Below are 19,649 nucleotides of genomic sequence, written 5' to 3' on the forward strand. Positions count from 1 at the left end.
ATGACTTTTGATAATCGGGTGCAAGCCCTCCGCATGGTGTGATCAGAAATATCTATCCTGCCATGTCGATGACGATCTTCCCAAATGCCCCTCGGCCCAGATGGTCGAAGGCTGATGGAAGATCGGCCATGGAGTAGCAGGAATCGACAACAGGGATGATACGTGTCTGGTCGACCGCTCTAACGAAGCTCTCCAGCGCCGTTCTGCTCCCGGTTCCAATGCCGTGAACTGTTATATCCTTGAGCATCAGCGGCATAGCCGGGGCACTGATGTCCCAGCCGTCGAGCGCACCGATTTGACAGACATGGCCGCCTACTGTCGTAACCTGGATAGATTGCCCAAGATGTTTGCCGCCGATAACCTCCAGGGCGACGTCTACGCCTCGGTCAGACGTCAACTGGTAGACGCTCTCCATCCAGTCGGTATTGGCGTCGATGAAGTGGTCTGCACCTTGAGCCTTCGCGCGGTCCTCGTATTCCGGTTGACCGCAGACAATCACTCTTGCCCCGTTCGCTTTCGCGATCTGCATACCGAACAAAGCAACGCCGCCGGTGCTCGGGATCAGCACCGTATCGCCAGCTCGAACTCTCGCCCGCTCGACCAGCGCAAACCAGGCCGTGAGGCCAGCCACTGGGAGCGTACAAGCCTGCCGGGCGGTTAATGTCTCAGGTGCTAAGACAAACCAGTCTTCCGGCATCGAGACATACTCAGCCAGCACACCCGGATAAAAGCCACCGAGGGTCTGATAGGCAGGCGTCCGGGCAGTTCCTGCGCGCAGACCGTCGACCCAGTCGGGCGTTGCCGTCGAAATTACGTTTGATCCCAATCTGAACCGGGAAGCGCCTTCCCCGAGAGCGACGACCTCTCCGGCGAGGTCAGAGCCGGGCGTGAACGGGAACGTGAGAGGAAGTCCGCGTCCTGTCTCGACGACCATCTTGTCACGATAATTCAGCGCGACCGCGTTCACTTTTATCAAGACCTCTTTGGGACGAGGTGTTGGCACCTCGACATTGTTTAGTCTGAGGTACTGTCTGCCAACTGCATCAATTTCCCAGCGCTTCATCGTTGCATCTCCGCTCGTTCCAAGAGGCGAATGCGGTCCAGACATTGTGCCGGCCTATTCATCCGTCTCCTGACACTGTTATGCAGCATGGCGATTGTGCCTGAATATGGTATAAATTCGGCACGAAGTATTGCTCTTGAGGATCACAATGGACGGGACGGAATTTTCCCAGCTCACGGCGTTCGTCGCAGTTTGCGACGAACGGGCATTTGGACGGGCTGCAAAACGGCTGGCGATATCGCCTTCGGCGCTGAGCCGCATCATCCGCACGTTAGAGAGCCGTCTGGGCATACGCCTCCTCAATCGAACTACGCGCAGTGTCGGGCTCACTGAAGCGGGAAGCATCCTCTATGATCGCATCAAGCCGATGATAAGAGGGATGGATGAGGCTGTGTCGGCGGTCGGAGCTTATCAGAGTGAGCCAAAGGGCCTCGTTCGTGTCAATCTGCCAAGCATCGCCGCGCAGATCGCGGTCCTGCCAAGACTACAGCAGTTCCGTCTTGCCTATCCTGAGGTTCGCCTCGATCTTGTGATTGACAACGATATCACGGATGTCGTTGCAGAAAATTTTGATGCAGGCGTTCGGATCGGTGGGCAAATCAGCCGCGATATGATCGCGGTGCGCATTACGCGCGATCTGCGAATGGCAGTTGTCGGCGCACCCTCCTATTTTTGCAGTCGGCCGCCGCCTCAGGCTCCAGCCGACCTGAAGGACCACCTCTGCCTCACTTACAAATGGAAAAGCACGGGAGCCCTCTACCCGTGGCGGTTCGACGGTGTCGATGGGGTCCTTGATGTTGATGTCGAAAACGTACTGACCGTAAACGATACAGAGCTACTGCTTTTGGCGGCGCGTCAGGGGCTTGGACTGGCCTACCTGATTGAGGATATCGTGAAGCCCTCTATCGAGCGCAAGGAACTCGTGCGGGTTCTCGAACCGTTTTGCAAAGTCTTTCCCGGTTTCTACCTCTATTATTCGGAACGCTCTCATATGGCCGCATCTGTTCGGGCATTCATCGACTTTATGAAAGTGAGAGACGGTTAAACGACCGGCCGACGCGAAGATTGGTTCGGCAGCAGGCTAGAAAAAGCCGGGCAGCCACCGTGCAGCACACGATAGCCAGCTAGACGGCGGGTCAGCCATTATGCAAGTCAAGTGTGGGGTACGATCATAGTTGCGTCCATCAGTCCATGAGGCCACGTTTGTTCGAAGCGTCATATTTTTCAATATTACCCCACATTCGGCCTTGCCATCGGGTGACGAACGCTACCGTGTCGGCCGCCTCCAAATGAGCACTGAGCGACGGCTGATCTTCCCATCGCTCGACGACAAGCAACCGACCGGCCTGAGGATCCTCTACGGCGGCGCTGTAGAAGAGGTTGCCGCTCCGGCGACGCGTAGCCGTTGCAAGAGCGCTGAACTCGTTGCAAAACTGCGCGAGCTCGGAGGGCTCGACCTGAACGTATCCTGTTACGATCAGCATGATGCTTCCTTTTCACCGTTGGCTCATCCGCTGCGCGGCGGCAATCCGGGCGTTCCAATCACGCAGCGACAAGCACAATCTTGCCCTGGACGTTGCCGCGAGAGGCGCGCTCATGGGCGGCGGATGCGTCTGCCAGCGGATAGGTACTGTCCACGATGACGCGAATGGTGCCATTTTCCAGCAAGCGACCAGCCTCTGCCAGCTGCGCACCGCTTGAGCGAACCTGTGTCGACGAGACAGTGATGTGACGCCTCGCCGCTTCATCGTGGCCGGAAAATCCGAGAGGATTCACGAGATAGAGCGCTCCGCCGTCCTTCAGGACTGTCAACCACCGTTCCATATCGGCACCGCCGACGGCATCGACAACGAGATCAACGTCGTCTACGACTGTTTCAGCAGCCGTCTTGGTATAGTCGATGAACACGTCTGCGCCCAGTTCGCGCAGAAGCGCTTCATGCTTGCCGGATGCGACGGCGATGACGCGCGCGCCTTTCCATTTGGCCACCTGAACCGCCAGATGTCCGACGCCGCCTCCGGCACCATTCACCAAAACCGTTTTGCCGTTGAGGGCGATCGGTTCATGGCGGAACGGCTGGAACGGATTTGCGGCGTCATGGCCAAGGTCGACCAAAAACTGCCAGGCGGTCAGCAGCGACATGGGAGCGCCGGCTGCCTGGACGTGATCGATACCAGCGGGCTTTAGCGCCACTTCAGAAGCAGGAATCCCGACATATTCGGCATAAGCGCTGCTACCTTTCATAAGATCTTCGGGGAAACGTACCATCGCATAGACTTCGTCCCCAACCCCCAACCCCGAAACACTGTCGCCGACCGCTGCGACCACGCCGGACACATCGGTGCCCAAGATCAGGGGGAACACAGGATCGGGCTGCCATTCTGGCGGCAGCGCGCGATAGCCGTCACGCAGATACAAATCCGGCGGGTTGAGACTTGCTGCATGAACCCGGACCAGCACTTCGCCAGAGGCAGGTGTGGGTCGAGGTGCATCTTCGTAGCGCAAGACCTCCGGACCGCCAAATCCGTGTAACAGCACGGCTTTCATCATCTCAGTCAACACAATCTCCTTTAAGCTCTCGTTTCGATGCCAGAAATAGAACCTCTGATTGCGGTTGATAATGCCGGCGGCATTCGGTTTAATAATGCCATGAAGGAACAAATGGTCTTTGAACGTCTGACCGGGTTGATCGCCTTTGCCCGTGCGGGGTCCCTTGGCAGCTATACAGCGGCCGCACGCTCCCTATCCGTGTCGCCCTCCGCGATCAGCAAAAGTGTCCAGCGGCTTGAACGACATCTCGGTGTTTTGCTTTTCAACCGCACGACACGATCGCTGACGCTCACGCCGGAGGGGCGCGATCTGCATGAACGTGCGCTTCGGCTGCTGCGGGATGCCGAAGAGATCGAACAGTTGGCCAAAGCCACGCAGGCTGAGCCGTCCGGCACCCTGCGTATTGCCGCATCGCTGCCGATTGGCCTGCACGTGATCGCGCCTGCTCTTGGACGGTTTCGCGAACTTTATCCCAAGGTGACGATCGACCTGCGGCTGAGCGATCATATTGTCGACCTCATCGAAGAGAGCATCGACGTGGCTGTGCGGATCGGTGAGCTCCCGGATTCACGTCTCATATCGCGCCGGCTCTCGCCGCATCAGCTTTGCTGCTACGCGGCACCCGGCTATCTGGCCAAACACGATGCTCCAACGCATCCTGACGAGCTGACGGCGCATGAAACGATCAATCTACGCTATCAAAGCACGGGCAAGATGTTTCGCTGGCCCTTCCGTATCGGCGATCGCGAAATTGAGGTCGTGCCGCCCTCCAGTATTATCGTGGATACGAGTGAAGGTGTCATGGCAACGATCGCAGCAGGCGCTGGCATAGGAATGGGCACTAGCTTCGTTGCCAATGCGTGGGTCAAAAGCGGAAGGCTCGTCCCGGTGCTGTCCGATTTCGCCGTCGAGCGCGATAACATTACGGCACTCTGGCCCGAAAGCCGGCGCGCCAACCCGACTGTTCGCGCTTTCCTCAATATGCTGATCGATCTGTGCTGATCTGATTTTGTTGATTAAGACATCAGGGCTGATATCTACCGCGCTCGGATGGCCGATTATATCGCCGTAAATGCCGACACATCTTGGCAAGGGTGCCACCGGCTAGACTGGCCTTGCGAGCAGATAAGGCTCTGCCTTCAGTATCGCGACGTCTATGCGGCTGGTGCCAGCGTTGTCTCACCAAGTAATCAGCGGTGACTTGCGCAGCCATGCATCGCTGTTGACCTGATCGAGAATGAACGTTGCCACGTCTTTCCGCGAAATCGAGCCGCCGTGAACGTTGCTCAGATCCGTCAGTGCCCGGACCGTGTTAACCTCAGGCTTGTTCACGAGGATTGAGGGACGGACGATGGTCCAATTGAGTTTGCTGTCCTTGATGATGGCCTCCTGCCGGTTCTTGTCCGCGTAGACATTGCGCAGGATCAGCGGGAAAATGAGCTTATCGAACAGGAAGCCGCCGTGTCCTGCGCTGTCGCCAGCGCCGATCCCGGTGATCGCGATCAGCCGAGACACCCGCTCGGCTTTCATCGCATTGACGAGCGCAACAGTTGCCGTTGAGAGAAGCGTGACTTCACGGAATGGGCTTGCGGGGGTGCCGAGTGCGCTGATCACGGCGTCCCGACCTTTGATGGCCTGGCGCAGTGCCTTCTCGTCCCGGGCATCCCCGATCACAAGCTTTGCCCCCGTCAAATCGGTGGCCTTTTCCGGTGAGCGAACGAGGACGGTAACGTCATAGCCGCGGCTTACAGCCTGGCTGACGATATGCCGGCCGGTCGGTCCAGTCGCGCCAAGGACCAGAATTTTTGGTGCAGCGGCGAGATGCGTTTCAGTGGCGGAATTGGTCATTGTCTTGGTCCCTCAAATGGCCGGGCGCCTCGTCAAGAGGCCGCCCGTTTGGTTTCATTGCTGGGGTGATCAGAGATTGCCCTCTGCGAGCAGTTTTCGGGTCCGCTTCAGCGTCGACAGCAGCGCGGACTTGTAGCCCTTGTCGCTGTCGAACTGCGTTTGCTCGGCCTGCTCTTCGGGTCCGTTGGGCTCCTTGCCGCGCAGGCCGAGGTAGCAGTAGAATTTCAACTGTAACGCGCCGGCTTCGTCCTCGAACAACTCGTTGATGATGGCGCCTTCACGGGGGCCGGTGGCCTGGAAAAAGGTGACCTTGCTATGCGGCTCGAGCGTGATGATTTCGCGCAGCTCGGCGCCGGCAATGGTCGCCTCGCGCACAAAGTGGGTCGCGCTTTCCTCGACGACATCGCAGCGGGTGCAGAGACCGGGCGGGAGAAACAGGCGGGCATCGCGCGCCTTCAGCTCCAGGCCCTTCCAGATCTGCTCGCGGGTTAGCGTTGTTTCGCCTTCAGTGTTCACGGGAACGGTTGCGATCGAATAGATCATGGCGGTAGTCCTTGTTTTAGATGTAGGACGGCCTGCCTCAGGCAGAGGCAGCGGTTTCGGTAGCAAAGCCGCGATAGGAGCGGAGTGGGCGGCCGAGAAGCGTCGTCAGTCGCTCGACATCGCCACCTTCGGGCAGCATGCCATCAGTCAGAAAGCGCTCGCCCATCATGCGCATGTCGTATGCCATCCAAGGCGGCATAAATTGCTTGAGGTTCTGCTCGAAGGTTGCGGTATCCCCGCCGCCGTAGTTGATCGGGCGGGCCAGCACCTCCGACCAGATGGCGGCGATATCCGTTCCCGTCAAAGTGTCGGGACCGGTCAGATTGATGCGGCTGGTCGGAAGCGGCTGTGCAGCCTGTTCGCGGCGCAGCAGTTCCAAGGCGGCGATCTCAGCGATATCGCGCACATCGATCATGGCGAGCCCTTTGTCGCCGATGGGCATCGGATAAATGCCGTAGCCGGTGACCACGTTCATAATTGTCAGATCGTTCTGGATGAAGTAGGCCGGACGCAGGATGGTGGCGTTCATGCCCATCTGCTCGATCATCCGCTCGACGCCAAACTTAGCGGCGAAATGCGGCACGTTGACATAGACGTCAGGGTGGATGACAGAGAGATAGACGATGCGTTCGATGCCGGTGGAGCGGGCAATATTGAGCGCGATCAAAGCCTGTGTAAACTCGTCTGGTGCGACGGCGTTCAGCAGAAAGAGCGTCGACACACCGTCGAACGCATTGCGCAGCGAATCGACATCGAGAAAGTCACCTTTAACGACGGCGACGCCTGCCGGAAAGCGGGCCTTTGAAGGATCGCGAACGAGAGCACGAACATCCGCGCCGCGGTTGATAAGGTGCTGGATGACTTGGCCGCCGATATTGCCTGTGGCGCCGGTAACGAGAATGGTCATGGGAGTGTCTCCGGTTTGTTTGCTTGACACTGCGAATATGGATGGCTCAATGATGGTTCGATAGACCGTGATTTTGGACATGCCGTCTCACAGGTGGAACGCTTATGGATCTTCTCGCTCTTGCCGATTTCAACCTTGTGGCCCGTCATGGCGGGTTTGGCAAAGCAGCCCGCGCCACCGGACGGCCCAAAGCGACGCTGTCGCGACGGGTAACCGAGCTGGAGGCTGCGCTTGAGCTTCGATTGTTCGAGCGGGGTGCACGCAACCTCAAGCTTACGGAAGAAGGACGCGCCCTTCACGAGCGAACAGCCGCACTGCTGACCGAGCTGGACGAAACCGCAGCGGCGATTGCCTCAGGTGCCGAGACGCCGCGTGGCCGGTTGCGGATCAGCGCGCCGCTTCTGCTGTCGCAAACCGCCATGGGCAAGATCGCGGCAGGTTTTGCGCTGAAATATCCGGAAGTACGGCTGGAAATCACCACGGAGGATCGGGCGGTCGACATGATCGAGGAAGGATATGACCTGGTGATCCGGGTCAATCCGGATCCGGACGAAACCCTCGTCGGCCGCGCCTTTCTGCGTGACCGCCTGGTCGTGGTGGCAAGCCCCGATCTTCCCCGCCCTCTCGGCGACCTGCCGGCCCCGGGTGTCATACGCGGAACCGGCAAAAAGCAGACCTGGACCGCCATGACCTCGAACGGCGCGGTAAAAGTCCGGATCGAGCCCGTGCTTGCGCTGTCGTCGCTGATCATGATTCGGGACGCCGTAAGAGCAGGCGTCGGTGCTGCGCGTCTGCCGATATCGCTGGTGAGCCACGATCTGGCCAATGGCACATTGCAACTTTGGGGCGATATCGAGGGATCGGAGATCGCGCTTTGGGCGCTCTACCCCTCGCGGCGACTGCTGAGCGCCCGCGTGTCAGCTTTCCTTGAGTTTCTCAAGCAAGCGTTCCCAAATGGGACACCCGACGAGCTGGCGGCCTACATTGCGAAGTAGAACGCTGTCTGGCTACGGTCCACCAGAGCATCGCGCAGGATGGATGCGGAAAAGACGCTGCTTTGCGTCTTCCTATGGCGCCGTTGGCCTTATTCTCCAAAGCCGTCCGAATAGGGTCAGGAACGGCCATCGATCCAGTTCCAAATAACACTCACCATTTCCTGTAGTCCCTGATGGGCTTCCTTAAGCTGAAGTCCGAGAACTTTCGTGCTACGCGCTCCGCCTCCGCAATATCCCTATACTGGGCACTATGCAGCTCCTCGCTGACTTGTCTCCTCTATGCATGATCGGGGGTCGTGGGTCAGACGACGCTTTGGAGGCAAACTCGGATGGCCACGCCAATCGACAAGCGGCGCAACTAGCACAGCAGCCTCAAATTTACTCTTGTATTTTCTCTATTACATTTGTAAATATTGATTGCGGGCTATGCGCATTTACAGCATCGCCTCGTGTACCATTCGGGCGGGAGGAGATTTCGCCTGACACAAGGGAGAAGATCATGAAGAAACTTGCAGTATTGCTTGCATGCGCCACAGCGCTCGCTCTGCCCCTCGCTGCATCTGCCCAAGATGGGCAAGGCACCACTAAAAAAGACGCTTACCGCTTTGTAATTGTGCCGAAGGTTGTGCATCCCTGGTTTGACAAGGTTAACGATGGCGCGCAGGCTGCAGCCGCAGCTATCAAGGCGCAGACCGGCTCAAGCGTCGATGTCATCTATTCGGCTCCACAGGCCGCCGACGTCGTTCAGCAGAACCAGATCATTGACAGCGCACTTGCGACACAGCCCGACGGACTGGCGCTCGACCTCCTTGATCCCTCGGGCAACCGCGCGTCGCTCGAGGAAGCACAGAACCAGAAGATTCCGCTCGTGATCTTTGATTCCGTACCGCCGGAGGGCATGGCCATTCCGTATATCGGCTCGGATTTCTGCGAGCAGGCAAAGATTGCGGCCCGCCGCTTGGTGGAAGTTCTTGGCGGCGAAGGTGAAGTCGCCATCATGCAGGGCGTGCCGACCGCGCCGAACCACTCCATTCGCGCTGAATGCCACCGCCAGGTCTTCGCTGAGAATCCGGGTATCAAGGTCGTTGCCGAAGGCATCGACAATGACAGTATCGAGACTGCGCAACAGCAGGCAGCTGCCATCATGCAGGCGAATCCGAATCTCAAGGGCTGGGTTGCTTCCGACGCTGCTGGCCCGATCGGTATTGGCCAGGCTATCGTGGAAGCCGGCAAACAGGGCAAGGTTACGCTTGTCGGCCTAGACAATCTTCCGGAAATGCTCGACATGATCCGCGAAGGCGTTGCTGACAGCTCGTCGGCCTCGCAACCTGAACTTCAGGGCTACTGGTCGGTCATGCTTCTCTGGGCGCAGGCAACCGGTGCCAAGGTTCCAGGGTATCTCGACACCGGAAATGCCTTCCTCACGAAGGAAAACGTGGGCGGCTAATCCGGTCGAACCGAACTGTCTTGAGGTGCGGAAGTTCCGCGCCTCCTCCATCTCTTTTTGGCGCTGAGGTGCCCCATGGCTTATCTTGAAACCCGCGGCCTTGGTCGGGATTTTCCCGGCGTCACCGCGCTCAACGGGGTCGATCTTTCCATCGAACCCGGCCGGACGCACGTTCTCGCAGGCGAGAACGGTGCCGGCAAATCCACCTTGGTAAAGATCCTGACGGGCACCGATCAGGCCTCGCGCGGCGATATTCTTATCGACGGACGCAATCCTTCCGATGATCCAGCTCTTTACAAGAATGTCGCTTACGTTCCGCAGGAGCTCAATCTTTTCGCGCAGATGAGCGTCGCAGAGAACCTGTTCATGCCATTCAGCCGCACGGGCCACGGCGGGTTTCTCGTCAACCGCCGCGAGCTTGTTGAGGAAGCCCGCAGCTATCTCGAACGGTTCGGCATTGAGGCTGACCCGCGCGAGTTGGTCGCCAATATATCTGTCTCCGACCAGCAGCTCCTCCAGATCGCCCGCGCCTGCACCAACTCTGATATGAAGGTCCTCATCCTTGATGAGCCGACCTCTTCGCTGACGCGTATTGAGGTCGATCGCGTATTCAGGGTCATTCGTGACCTGCTCGACCGCGATCATGCCATCGTCTTCATCAGCCACAAGATGGACGAGGTCTTCTCGATCGGCGACGACTACACGGTCCTGCGCAATGGCGAAAAGATTGAGAACGGCAAGATCGCTGACATTTCCGAAGCGGACCTGATCCGCGCCATGTCAGGCCGCGACATTGCCTTCGACGAACACTTCCGCCCGCAAGGCCCTCTTACCGACACCATCATGACCGTGCGCGGACTTTCCGGTCCCCGCTTTCAGGACGTCAGCTTCGAACTTCGCGGCGGCGAAATTCTGGGCTTTGCCGGGCTCGTCGGCGCTGGCCGCTCTGAGGTCATGCAGACGATCTTCGGCTTCCTGAAAGCCAAGGCGGGCAACGTGACGGTTGAGGGCAAGCCGTGGGCGCTCAACGACACGGCCTCCTCCGTCGATGGCGGCATGCTCTATCTCTCGGAAGAACGCAAGCATCACGGCATCTTCCCGATGCTTTCTCTCCGTGAAAACATCGGGATTTCCATCTTCTCGCTGACCACGGGTAGCCTTGGCATCAGCGCCGGTCGGGAACGTGAGATCGTTCAGAGAATCATCGACGAGTACGGCATCCGCACGTCCGGCATGGGCAAGCGTATCTCACAGCTTTCCGGTGGCAACCAGCAAAAGGCTATCATCGGCCGGGCGATGGCGACACGGCCGCGAATACTGATCTTCGACGAGCCGACGAAAGGCATCGACATCCGCACCAAGACCGAGATTTACAAGATCATGAAAGGTCTGGCCGAGGAAGGCGTCGGCGTCATCCTTGTCTCCTCGGAACTTGACGAACTCAAAAAGTGCGCAAGCCGCATCATAACGATGCACCATGGCCGCATCACCGGTGCGTTCGATACCGCCGAAACGAACAATGAAACACTCGTAGGCGCCATTTTTGGCACGAAGGCAAAACTCGATGCAAACTAAACACTTGGCACTTCTGACGCGCAGCCCGCTTGCCGGCGTTTTCGTCGCTCTGGCCGTCATCTTTGCGCTTTCGGCGCTGATCTCGCCCTATTTCCTAACACCTTATAACCTGTCGGTTATCGCACGCGGCCTCGCCTTCGTTGGCCTCATTACAATCGCGCAGTCCATGCTGATGGTGCTTGGCGAGCTCGACCTTTCACTGGGCGTGATTGGTGGCCTATGCGGCGTCATCTCCGGCATTTTGATGATGCGCTTTGGAATAGAGCCATATTCCGCGATGTTTCTCGCCGTTCTGCTTGGCGCTTCGCTAGGCCTTCTCAACGGCCTGCTCGTCACGGTGCTACGACTTCACTCGCTGGTTCTCACCATCGGCACCGCCGGCATATTCGGTGGCGCGAACCTTGTTCTTACACGCGGCGTTGCCATTACCGGCATCCCCAAGGATGTACAGTATCTTGGCCGCGGTGATTTTCTGGGCATGCCCGTGCCCTTTGTAATCATGCTTGTAGCACTCGCTGTTGCCACCTTTGTAATGCTGAAAACGCCTTTCGGCCGCTATATGTACGCGATCGGAAACAATCAGGCCGGCGCTCGCATGCTTGGCATCAAGGTCGACAAGGTTCGTCTCCTGGTGTTCGTCGTCGCCGGTGGGATCGCCGGCCTTGCTGGCATTCTCATGGTTGCTCGTCTTGGCACCGCACAGCCTTCGATCGGTGACACCTGGGTGCTGGCTCCCATCGCGGCTTCTGTCATTGGCGGCGTTGCGACGACCGGCGGTATTGGTAGCCCGATCGGCGCCATCTTTGGTGCAGGTATCATCGCCATTATCGAAAACATCATCGTGCTTTTCGGTGTCTCGCCCTACTGGCAGGGTATCGTCTCCGGCACGATCGTAGTACTCGCCATTTCCTTCGACGCCATTTCCCGCCGTTATCTTCGTGGCGACGCTTGACGCGTCGGGCTGCATTGATCTGACGAAAGAAAAAAGAATGAACCAAGAAGTCAAAACCAAGAAACTGATCAACGCGCCGGAAAACATCATCGCCGAGATGATTGAGGGCATGGTCGGCGCCCATCGTGATATGCTGCGCGTCGAAGGGGAAACCGGCCGCGCGGTTGTCGCGGTCGATGGTCCGCGTGACGGCAAGGTTGGCATCGTCGTCGGCGGCGGATCAGGTCACGAGCCTGCCTTCGCAGGCTATGTCGGTCGCGGGCTTGCCGATGCCGCAGCCGTCGGCAACGTGTTTGCATCCCCCTCTCCGTCGCACATTGTCGAGGCAGCCCGAGCCGTGGATGGTGGCGTCGGAGTCGTGATGCTTTACGGCAACTACACCGGTGACGTGCTCAACTTCACCATGGCGGCAGAAGAACTGGAGCAGGCCGGCATTCCGGCGCGTCTTGTCGCCGTTGCCGACGATGTCGCTTCTGCTCCGACCGACCGCAAGTCCGAACGGCGCGGCATTGCCGGCGATTTCTTCGTGTTCAAGATCGCTGGTGCAGCCGCTGATCTCGGCGAGCCTCTGGCGCGTGTCGAAGCGATTGCACAGGCCGCAAACGACGCGACCCGTTCGATGGGAGTCGCGCTCAGCCCCTGTTCGTTGCCGCAGACCGGCAAGCCGAACTTTACGATTGGCGACGACGAGATGGAAATTGGCATGGGCCTCCATGGCGAACCCGGCATTCGCCGCCAGAAGCTCGCAACAGCCGACGAAGTTACCGATGAACTTGTCGATGCCATTCTCCAGGAGCTTCAGGTCAACGCAGGCGAACGGGTTGCCGTTCTTGTCAACGGCCTCGGCGCAACCTCGCAGATCGAACTCTATGTCATCTTCCGCCGCGTCAAGCAGCGGCTGGACACACTTGACATCAGCATCCACGCCTCTTGGGTCGGTGAATACGCGACATCGCTGGAAATGGCGGGCGCTTCGGTCAGCTTTATCAAGCTCGATGACACGTTGCAGGCACTGCTGGATCATCCTTGCCGCACCCCTGCCCTCGTCGTCGGCGCTTTCGAGAAGACCGCTGATACCGCTTCACGCAACCGCCAAGTCGTCAAGCTTGCCGAAAGCACAACGTTGTCGCAGGAAAAGCCGCGGGCCCTTATTACAGAAGGCGACGTCACCCCGGCAATTTTTAAAACCATGATGCATACGGTCGGCGGGCAAATCATTGCTGAAAAGAACTGGCTCTCCGAACTCGATGGCGTCATCGGCGATGGCGACCATGGCGTGACTATGGAAATCGGCTGGAAAGCCGTACAACTGGCGCTTAAGGATGCGCAGGAAGAAGAAACGATCGAATCCATTTGCAAACGCATGGCGAAGGCGTTTCTGGATGCCGTCGGTGCTTCGTCGGGTCCCCTTTATGCCACTGCATTCCTTCGCGCAGGCACGGCCGTCGGCAACCGACTCAATCTTGACGGAAGCGGCATGGCAGAATGGCTGACCGCCGCCTGCCAGGGCATTCGCGATCGTGGCCGGGCCGAGCCCGGCGACAAGACGATGATCGATGCGTGGGTGCCTGCCGTGGAGGCGGCAGCAAAGGCGGCAGCCAATGGCGGTTCTTCGCTTGAGGTGCTGGTTGCAGCAAGAGATGGCGGCGAAGCAGGCATGAAGGCAACGGCCGCGCTGGAATCGCGCCGTGGTCGTTCCGCCAAGCTCGGAGAACGCTCGGTTGGGCATATCGATCCAGGCGCAGCGTCAACTTTTGTGACACTGCGTGCCATGACCGCGGCGCTCGAAAAGGCGCTCGCCTGATCAAGATCAGCGCGGACCCTGCAAAAGGGACCGCGCGACACCTTCATTGGTGACAAGCCGGTTGACGTAACCGGCGCGGAGAACCGCGCGGATGATCGGGATCTTGCGGATGCCGCCCGAGACCAGCATGGAAATCGGCTTGAGCTTGAGCTTGTCTGGCGGGAGCGCAATAACTGATTCATTCAAGAAATGATCGACTACCTGACCCCGCGCATCGAGAAACCACCCCATGAACTCGCCTACCGCGCCAAGCTTCAGCACCGTATCGAGATTGTCCTTTACAACACGGATCTGCGTGAGCGAGGTATCCTGTGCCAATGCACCGCAGGACACGATTCCCACATCAGCGATCTCCGTGCGTGCAAGCACGTCGGTCAACTCGTCATTGAGCAACAGAGCGTTGCGGCTTTCGGGGTTGGCGCAGTAGATCGGCGCGGTCAGATAGTGACACTCGATGCCGAGCGCTCGAGCGAAAGCCGTAGCGACCTCGAACGTGTTGGTGGACGAGCCGCTTGTAACGCCGCCGGTGAGCCCTACAACCCAACTCTCGAACCTCGGACGGGCGCGAAGCGTGCGAACAGCAAAGCTCAGGGTTCGACCGGAGCCAATACCAACCCCCATGTCGTGATCTTCGATGAGTTCACTGGCAAGTGTTCCAGCCGCCTCTCCAATGACGCGCTTCTGCTCGAGATAATCGTCAAGATCAGGGACAACGACGGCTTCGACGAGGCCATATCGAGCAGCCACCTTCTCCGCGAGTTCGATGCAATCTGTCAAAGGCAGGGAGACATTTACCTGCACGCTACCAGAATCACGCACCTGGCCGATAATCTTGTTGACCTTCAACCGCGTGATGTTCATGCGTTGCGCGATTTCCTGCTGGGTTTGCCCTCCGATGAAATAAAGCCAGGCAACACGTGCGCGCTCAAGGTCCTCGTCCAGAGATTCCAGTTCATTTGGCATTGAGTAACACACTCCACATTGTGCACTCCTCGATACCGACTCCCGGTTTGGTGATCAACTATGAGGTCGCATATAACCGTCGCCGCAGTTATTTAACCAGCGGTCCCCGGTGCGGCGGGCCACCACCCACGTTGATGACCTCGCGCGCCACCACGTTGATCTTTCTAGTAACGCGCGGATCGGACCGAACTTGTTTGCGAATTGTGTGTGCTGAATGAAACTCGCAACCAACCCATACATAAGCACGTCCAACCTCTGGTGGAACGACAGCTTCAAGGCCCGCTTCGGTGTCGTGCCCAGAAGTGTTCTAAGCAAAAGTGGGTCCGCCTATAATACTTAAGTCCTAGGCAGGCTAAGCCGCCAGGTGGCTCTCACAGATCAATTTAATCGCCCTGCTATGGGACCGTCCAACTGGACGCGCTCACCCCATAGGCACGCCGTCCGCAATGTCCTTACCAATCGGCGGGGCCAGCAGACGGATATCTTTGCAACGCGGAGATTTCCCTATTCCAAGAAGATGAGCCAAAACGCGTAGACCGTGGCTTCTGTACGGCATGTACCATGCGAAAAATCCTATACGAAGCAGCCATGCAACTTGCCCTGTGAACTGTAAGCCGTAGAGTTGCGATATGCTTTCGCGGCGGCCCATTCCTGCAGCTTGTCCCATGCCTTTGAAGGAGAACGCACGCAAACGTCGGGCTTTTAAACTTCTAACTATATTCCCTCCAAGGAGATCGCCTTGGCGCATGGCCCATAAGGCATCTATAGGGCAGAACCCTTTGCCGCCAGGGTGACGTGCCAAAGCAATGTCACCCGCCGCCCAAACGTTGGTATACCCTTCTACACGTTGCCACGCATCCACAGACAACTGCCCCGCAGCATTGCCCGGAAGATGCTCAGTGCCGTCGATCCGGTCAAAAGTGATGCCTACTGTAAAGACAGTCATGTCTGATAGCACTATGCGCCCGTCCGACAAGACAACTTGGTCTTTGTCTACGCGCGTCGCATAAACTTCTGGTAAGATCGAAACGCCTTGCCGATGAAGTATTTCATGCGCGTGAGTAACAAGTTGAGGAAATTCGTTCGCGAGACAAGAAAGTGGATATCTACTACCTGCAACAATGGAAACTACCCCCGGTCCGTAGCGTTCTGCAAGTGCCGATGCAGACTCAACGCCTGCCAGACCACCGCCAAGGACAACAACGCTTTGCGGTTTGATCAACTCGTCGACACGACGTCGAGTTGCCTGTAAGTCTCTGGTATATTTAACTCGAAAAGCATGCTCTGCAGCGCCCGGAACGCGGTCTAGCGGATCACGTGAGCCAGTCGCAATAACAAGATGATCAAAGGGTAGGCTGTTACGTCCTTGCGCAGTCTGGGTCTCAACAATTGCCGCTTCCAGATCAACCTTTACAACCTCGCCTAACACGAAGCTCTCGCGTAGCATAGGATAGAGCGGACTGAGAGTAGCATCGATATCAAGCTGGCCTGACAACACCTCTCCAGCCCACCCGTGATACGTGTGATAGTCATCCCGCGATATCAGTTTGATATCTATCAAGCCAGCAGACATTTGCTGCCGTAATCCACGTGCAACAGCTTTGAACGTATGCAGCCCTGCGAAGCCACCTCCAAGAATAACTATGCGGCGCATGCAAGCACCTTGACGTCGTCCATTGGGTCTTCAATCACTTCACCGAAAGAACGGAACGACGCAAGGTGGAAGCCAAACTTTTGGTGCCGGGCTGCTGCTTGCAGCATGTACTCTGCTTGTTCGACGTGAGGGGTACCGATGGAAAAGTGACCCTCGTGACCATCGAGTGCCAGAAGCATTGTTTCCGCTAGGCAGGCGTAAGCCAAGCCAGTGGGAAGGCCAATCGGACCAGTTAGACAAGCGCCGGGTATCTCGACAAGGCCGCCATCTACGATGGTTACGTCAGGTCGAAGTTTGACGATATCAGGGCTTGTGTTGCGAGGAACGGTATCATCCAGAACCACCGCACCTTCCTTCAGATGATCGCTGCCGAGCAATGCTTCGGTTGAGCTGGTTAAGAGAACGATGAGATCCGCATCCCGCACCGACATCATGTCCGTCGATGTTCTGACCTCGAAATGGTCACAACAGACCTCCTTTGCCAGCCGGTCAAGACGTGTCTGGTTACGGGCAACTAGTAATACACGGCCGGAACGCTTGCGCGAAAATAAGCGTACCAGGCACGTGCCGACGCTGCCCGTTGCGCCAACAAAGGCAACCAAAGCCTCGGGCCCCATGCGGTCAAGCAATTTTTCAACGCCCATCAGCGTAATGGCTGCGGTGAAAGCGTTGCCGTTGGTGATGCCAATGTCGGTGCGCTTCACAAGCGTTTTGCCACCAACTGCTGCTGGAGCGGTCAAAGCGCCTAGTCCTAGAACAGTGGCTCCCTGGCCTCTAGCTAGATCAACCGCCGCGTTGAGTTTGGCTTGTACGCGCGCGCGGGGACCATTGATGAGCTGGTGCGGTGTTAATGGCACAGTGATAATGGTGCCAACCGTCTCGTTTGGTTTATCTGCGTAAGTCATCCGGCCAGTGATCATTGGAGGTATGGGTAGGTGCTGAAACGCCGCTGACCAAACGCCGTTAGGGATGAGCCCAAGTGGAGACCAGAATAACTGCGACATGTCATATCGGGGGTTGTTTCTCGGGTGCACAAGAAATGCAAACTTATTAGCCATGATCTATCCATGTATAGATTTAAACAAATTCCGTTAAGGGATATTTTTTACTTGATTATTCAATATCAAATTAGTTATAGTAATTTATCCTAAAAAGAAATATTAGATAACTCGTTATTCTCTGTTATCTGCTGGACATATACTCAGGGTAAAAACTTAACTGCATGGATCTCGAAAAATCTTGTTGCTTATTGCATTTACCGTAGGAGGCTTTGAAATTTTTGACAGCGTTTGCTATCTGTCGTAATTATTTTGCGAATAGCATGAGGCTGGTTGTGGTCGATCCGCGAATAACAAAAGCGCAGTTAATTATCGAACAAGCAACGGACGAGCCTCTCACGGCAAGAGACATTGCTCAGCAGGTTGGCTTGTCAGAATTTCACTTCAATCGCTTGTTTCACTTTGAGACAGGATCAACGGCAGCTGCGTACATCCGGGTACACCGGCTACAGCTTGCTGCCATCAGGCTTGATTGCCTGGGAGAAAGTTTGGAGCAAATCGCGAAGTTGGTTGGCTATGACAGTCACTCGGCATTCACACGAGCATTCACTGCGCACTTTGGAGTTTCCCCGCTTCGTTATCGGCGAGGTCATCGGGCAAATCTGAAGCAGGCGGTGGGTAATTGGGAGGTGGCCGTCAACGATAAGCGGCCTGTTCGTATTATGATGCAGCCAGAGATCCGTTTTATTCGTCGTCGCTACCTGGGCCCTTACTCGAGATTTCCGCAACACTGGCAGCATTTTGTCAATTCACTTCCAGAAGCATTGATAGAGCAAAAGCCTTTATTCATTGGATTTGTTTACGACATACCGACTGTCACGGAGCCTGAGAAGATACGTTACGATTGCGGGGTTGTTGATCAGGACGGTTTGCTAGCTTCCAAGCTCAAGGACTTTGAATACAGTTCTGGCTTGGTGGCTGGGACGACGAAAGCAGGAACGCACGCGGTCATAGAGCATCGAGGCCCGTATAGTCTTATCGGCGAGACATACTCCATACTTATGCATCATTGGATCATGAGTCAGCGTAGGTATACTTTTACAGACGACCCAGGAATTGAAATTTATCACGATCCAACAGTTCAGACAGAAAACCCGGAAGCATTAAGGGTAAAGATTTTTGCCCCTTTGAAATCTCGCCACTCGATTTGAATAGGTGACGTATCGCATCCGGCAGTGTTTCAAGTCGATTGCTTAAAGCGGCGGCCAATAGGTTACTGTCCCCATTGTCCAACCCTTCACAAGTGACCTGCGTGTTGATCTACGTAGCAGCGAAAACAAATAGCTCCATCGGGCGCTCCTGCTGAGATCTGATGTAATCTAGCTGTTTTTATTTGCGCCACCCAACTTACGATCAACCTGGTTGACGGACTGATGGACAGAGCCAAGGCCCTGACTGGCACCAGAGAAACCACAACGCTTGTCCGTCAGTCGTTAGAAACCCTCATTCGTGACGAGTCTGGCAAGGGTCTCATTGCGCCTGGCGCAACCATGCCCGACGCAGACGCTGCACCCCGCCAGCGGAGCGATGCACAACGGTGATACTGGCAGACTGGCCTGCTGTCGGTTTTCGAACGTTGAGTTAGGCTCATCCCACCTTGCTTTCAAATTCCATAGCGCTGAGATAGCCCAGTGTCGAATGCTGACGCATTGGATTGTAAAAAGCGTTCGATGTAATCGAACACCTCTGGCCTTTGCATCGCGGCATTGTCCAAGACATTGCGGAATCAGCTTATCGAGCACGTGATACCTTGATCTGCAATAAGGCGCTGGAACTGCTCGCTCGTGTATCGGCTACCCTGGTCCGAATGGTGGAGGACCGCATCTGGCTTGCCTCTACGCCATATGGCCTTGATCAACGCATCTGTAACGAGCTGGGCTGTCGTGTTGGCATTCATCGACCAGCCAACAACACGTCGCGAGAACAGGTCGATGACGACGGCTACATAGGGTCAGCCCTAAGCCGTCCATAGATAGGTAAAATTGGCCACCCACTTCTGTTTCGGTCTCTCTGCCGCGAACTGCCGGCCCAGCACATTCGGCATAATAACCAGGCGCTCACCGTCGTCTTTCGGCACCCCCCCTTCTCGGCCTTGCTCTCAGTGCATTGTCGCGCATCAACGCTCAACACGATGCAGACCACAGGAAAGGCCTTTGGCGAGAAGGTCGTGCCAGACACGCCGCGCGCCGTAGGTGCGGTTGCTATCTTTAGGTGACCGACTCATAAGATCGAAGCCAAATCGGGATTGAAGCGAGTTGGACGGAAGCGAGGAAATTATCGTCGCGTTTGT

Annotated in this window: 18 protein-coding genes and 1 pseudogene; 9 read left to right on the forward strand and 10 right to left on the reverse strand. The window is 56.9% G+C overall.

Going from position 1 to position 19,649, the window contains the following annotated elements:
• Positions 1-52: 52 nt before the first annotated feature.
• The gene (locus IFT84_RS16765) at positions 53-1,063 is read right to left on the reverse strand and encodes a zinc-dependent alcohol dehydrogenase family protein (protein ID WP_192121412.1); all 1,011 of its coding nucleotides are present in this window, start codon (positions 1,061-1,063) and stop codon (positions 53-55) included.
• A gap of 148 nt (positions 1,064-1,211) precedes the next feature.
• On the opposite strand from IFT84_RS16765, the gene IFT84_RS16770 reads away from it, so the two are divergent.
• On the forward strand, positions 1,212-2,108 hold the full coding sequence (locus IFT84_RS16770; RefSeq protein WP_192121414.1) for a LysR family transcriptional regulator: 897 nt from the start codon (positions 1,212-1,214) through the stop codon (positions 2,106-2,108).
• Positions 2,109-2,247: 139 nt separating this feature from the next.
• On the opposite strand, the gene IFT84_RS16775 is transcribed toward IFT84_RS16770, so the two are convergent.
• Both IFT84_RS16775 and IFT84_RS16780 read right to left on the reverse strand, forming a co-directional pair.
• Positions 2,248-2,547 (reverse strand): putative quinol monooxygenase, encoded by a 300-nt coding sequence (locus IFT84_RS16775; protein ID WP_192121416.1) that lies wholly within the window; start codon positions 2,545-2,547, stop codon positions 2,248-2,250.
• Positions 2,548-2,605: 58 nt separating this feature from the next.
• Positions 2,606-3,622, reverse strand: a complete 1,017-nt coding sequence (locus IFT84_RS16780) for an NADP-dependent oxidoreductase (protein WP_192121418.1) — start codon at positions 3,620-3,622, stop codon at positions 2,606-2,608.
• A 102-nt stretch (positions 3,623-3,724) separates the two neighbouring features.
• Between IFT84_RS16780 and IFT84_RS16785 the strand changes: the two genes are divergently transcribed.
• On the forward strand, positions 3,725-4,615 hold the full coding sequence (locus IFT84_RS16785) for a LysR family transcriptional regulator (RefSeq protein ID WP_244651250.1): 891 nt from the start codon (positions 3,725-3,727) through the stop codon (positions 4,613-4,615).
• A 177-nt stretch (positions 4,616-4,792) separates the two neighbouring features.
• Here IFT84_RS16785 and IFT84_RS16790 read toward each other — a convergent pair whose 3' ends face one another.
• The 3 genes from IFT84_RS16790 to IFT84_RS16800 all read right to left on the reverse strand — a co-directional run bounded on the left by IFT84_RS16790 (position 4,793) and on the right by IFT84_RS16800 (position 6,911).
• A complete protein-coding gene (locus tag IFT84_RS16790; RefSeq protein WP_192121423.1) occupies positions 4,793-5,461 on the reverse strand; it encodes an NAD(P)-dependent oxidoreductase in 669 nt (222 codons plus the stop codon).
• A gap of 69 nt (positions 5,462-5,530) precedes the next feature.
• Complete coding sequence (locus tag IFT84_RS16795) at positions 5,531-6,004, reverse strand: SRPBCC family protein (RefSeq protein WP_192121425.1); 474 nt, start codon at positions 6,002-6,004, stop codon at positions 5,531-5,533.
• A 37-nt stretch (positions 6,005-6,041) separates the two neighbouring features.
• On the reverse strand, positions 6,042-6,911 hold the full coding sequence (locus IFT84_RS16800; protein ID WP_192121426.1) for an SDR family oxidoreductase: 870 nt from the start codon (positions 6,909-6,911) through the stop codon (positions 6,042-6,044).
• Positions 6,912-7,015: 104 nt separating this feature from the next.
• On the opposite strand from IFT84_RS16800, the gene IFT84_RS16805 reads away from it, so the two are divergent.
• The 5 genes from IFT84_RS16805 to dhaL all read left to right on the forward strand — a co-directional run bounded on the left by IFT84_RS16805 (position 7,016) and on the right by dhaL (position 13,684).
• Positions 7,016-7,906: a LysR family transcriptional regulator gene (locus tag IFT84_RS16805; protein WP_192121428.1), complete on the forward strand. Its 891-nt coding sequence runs from the start codon at positions 7,016-7,018 to the stop codon at positions 7,904-7,906.
• Positions 7,907-8,405: 499 nt separating this feature from the next.
• Positions 8,406-9,353, forward strand: coding sequence for a substrate-binding domain-containing protein (locus IFT84_RS16810; protein ID WP_192121430.1), 948 nt, complete (start codon positions 8,406-8,408; stop codon positions 9,351-9,353).
• Between the two features lie 75 nt (positions 9,354-9,428).
• On the forward strand, positions 9,429-10,928 hold the full coding sequence (locus IFT84_RS16815) for a sugar ABC transporter ATP-binding protein (protein ID WP_192121432.1): 1,500 nt from the start codon (positions 9,429-9,431) through the stop codon (positions 10,926-10,928).
• Positions 10,918-11,880 (forward strand): ABC transporter permease, encoded by a 963-nt coding sequence (locus IFT84_RS16820; RefSeq protein ID WP_192121434.1) that lies wholly within the window; start codon positions 10,918-10,920, stop codon positions 11,878-11,880. Before IFT84_RS16815 ends, IFT84_RS16820 begins: the two co-directional genes overlap by 11 nt.
• 37 nt (positions 11,881-11,917) lie before the next feature.
• Complete coding sequence (dhaL, locus tag IFT84_RS16825; RefSeq protein ID WP_192121436.1) at positions 11,918-13,684, forward strand: dihydroxyacetone kinase subunit DhaL; 1,767 nt, start codon at positions 11,918-11,920, stop codon at positions 13,682-13,684.
• 6 nt (positions 13,685-13,690) lie between these two features.
• Here the strand turns inward: dhaL and IFT84_RS16830 are convergent, their stop codons facing one another.
• The 3 genes from IFT84_RS16830 to IFT84_RS16840 form a co-directional block, all read right to left on the reverse strand.
• Positions 13,691-14,647, reverse strand: a complete 957-nt coding sequence (locus IFT84_RS16830; protein ID WP_192121438.1) for a sugar-binding transcriptional regulator — start codon at positions 14,645-14,647, stop codon at positions 13,691-13,693.
• Positions 14,648-15,068: 421 nt separating this feature from the next.
• Positions 15,069-16,301 (reverse strand): NAD(P)/FAD-dependent oxidoreductase, encoded by a 1,233-nt coding sequence (locus tag IFT84_RS16835; RefSeq protein ID WP_192121440.1) that lies wholly within the window; start codon positions 16,299-16,301, stop codon positions 15,069-15,071.
• Positions 16,289-17,359: a semialdehyde dehydrogenase gene (locus IFT84_RS16840; RefSeq protein WP_192121442.1), complete on the reverse strand. Its 1,071-nt coding sequence runs from the start codon at positions 17,357-17,359 to the stop codon at positions 16,289-16,291. The genes IFT84_RS16835 and IFT84_RS16840 overlap by 13 nt, the downstream gene beginning before the upstream one ends.
• Positions 17,360-17,571: 212 nt before the next feature.
• Between IFT84_RS16840 and IFT84_RS16845 the strand changes: the two genes are divergently transcribed.
• Positions 17,572-18,510 (forward strand): AraC family transcriptional regulator, encoded by a 939-nt coding sequence (locus IFT84_RS16845; RefSeq protein WP_192121444.1) that lies wholly within the window; start codon positions 17,572-17,574, stop codon positions 18,508-18,510.
• Between the two features lie 222 nt (positions 18,511-18,732).
• Positions 18,733-18,900, forward strand: a complete 168-nt coding sequence (locus IFT84_RS16850; RefSeq protein ID WP_192121446.1) for a type II toxin-antitoxin system VapB family antitoxin — start codon at positions 18,733-18,735, stop codon at positions 18,898-18,900.
• A gap of 46 nt (positions 18,901-18,946) precedes the next feature.
• Here the strand turns inward: IFT84_RS16850 and IFT84_RS16855 are convergent.
• Positions 18,947-19,565 (reverse strand): annotated as a pseudogene (locus IFT84_RS16855) (IS3 family transposase); the annotation flags it as partial.
• Positions 19,566-19,649 lie beyond the last annotated feature (84 nt).

The organism is Rhizobium sp. CFBP 8762, from assembly GCF_014841565.1.
Taxonomy (GTDB): domain Bacteria; phylum Pseudomonadota; class Alphaproteobacteria; order Rhizobiales; family Rhizobiaceae; genus CFBP-8762.

What these genes read in the sequence shown, in the direction of transcription:
- IFT84_RS16765 (WP_192121412.1), bottom strand. Translation starts at nt 1,063, where the DNA reads ATGAAGCGCTGGGAAATTGATGCAGTTGGCAGACAGTACCTCAGACTA.
- IFT84_RS16770 (WP_192121414.1), top strand. Translation starts at nt 1,212, where the DNA reads ATGGACGGGACGGAATTTTCCCAGCTCACGGCGTTCGTCGCAGTTTGC.
- IFT84_RS16775 (WP_192121416.1), bottom strand. Translation starts at nt 2,547, where the DNA reads ATGCTGATCGTAACAGGATACGTTCAGGTCGAGCCCTCCGAGCTCGCG.
- IFT84_RS16785 (WP_244651250.1), top strand. Translation starts at nt 3,725, where the DNA reads ATGGTCTTTGAACGTCTGACCGGGTTGATCGCCTTTGCCCGTGCGGGG.
- IFT84_RS16790 (WP_192121423.1), bottom strand. Translation starts at nt 5,461, where the DNA reads ATGACCAATTCCGCCACTGAAACGCATCTCGCCGCTGCACCAAAAATT.
- IFT84_RS16795 (WP_192121425.1), bottom strand. Translation starts at nt 6,004, where the DNA reads ATGATCTATTCGATCGCAACCGTTCCCGTGAACACTGAAGGCGAAACA.
- IFT84_RS16800 (WP_192121426.1), bottom strand. Translation starts at nt 6,911, where the DNA reads ATGACCATTCTCGTTACCGGCGCCACAGGCAATATCGGCGGCCAAGTC.
- IFT84_RS16805 (WP_192121428.1), top strand. Translation starts at nt 7,016, where the DNA reads ATGGATCTTCTCGCTCTTGCCGATTTCAACCTTGTGGCCCGTCATGGC.
- IFT84_RS16810 (WP_192121430.1), top strand. Translation starts at nt 8,406, where the DNA reads ATGAAGAAACTTGCAGTATTGCTTGCATGCGCCACAGCGCTCGCTCTG.
- IFT84_RS16815 (WP_192121432.1), top strand. Translation starts at nt 9,429, where the DNA reads ATGGCTTATCTTGAAACCCGCGGCCTTGGTCGGGATTTTCCCGGCGTC.
- IFT84_RS16820 (WP_192121434.1), top strand. Translation starts at nt 10,918, where the DNA reads ATGCAAACTAAACACTTGGCACTTCTGACGCGCAGCCCGCTTGCCGGC.
- dhaL (WP_192121436.1), top strand. Translation starts at nt 11,918, where the DNA reads ATGAACCAAGAAGTCAAAACCAAGAAACTGATCAACGCGCCGGAAAAC.
- IFT84_RS16830 (WP_192121438.1), bottom strand. Translation starts at nt 14,647, where the DNA reads ATGCCAAATGAACTGGAATCTCTGGACGAGGACCTTGAGCGCGCACGT.
- IFT84_RS16835 (WP_192121440.1), bottom strand. Translation starts at nt 16,301, where the DNA reads ATGCGCCGCATAGTTATTCTTGGAGGTGGCTTCGCAGGGCTGCATACG.
- IFT84_RS16840 (WP_192121442.1), bottom strand. Translation starts at nt 17,359, where the DNA reads ATGGCTAATAAGTTTGCATTTCTTGTGCACCCGAGAAACAACCCCCGA.
- IFT84_RS16850 (WP_192121446.1), top strand. Translation starts at nt 18,733, where the DNA reads ATGGACAGAGCCAAGGCCCTGACTGGCACCAGAGAAACCACAACGCTT.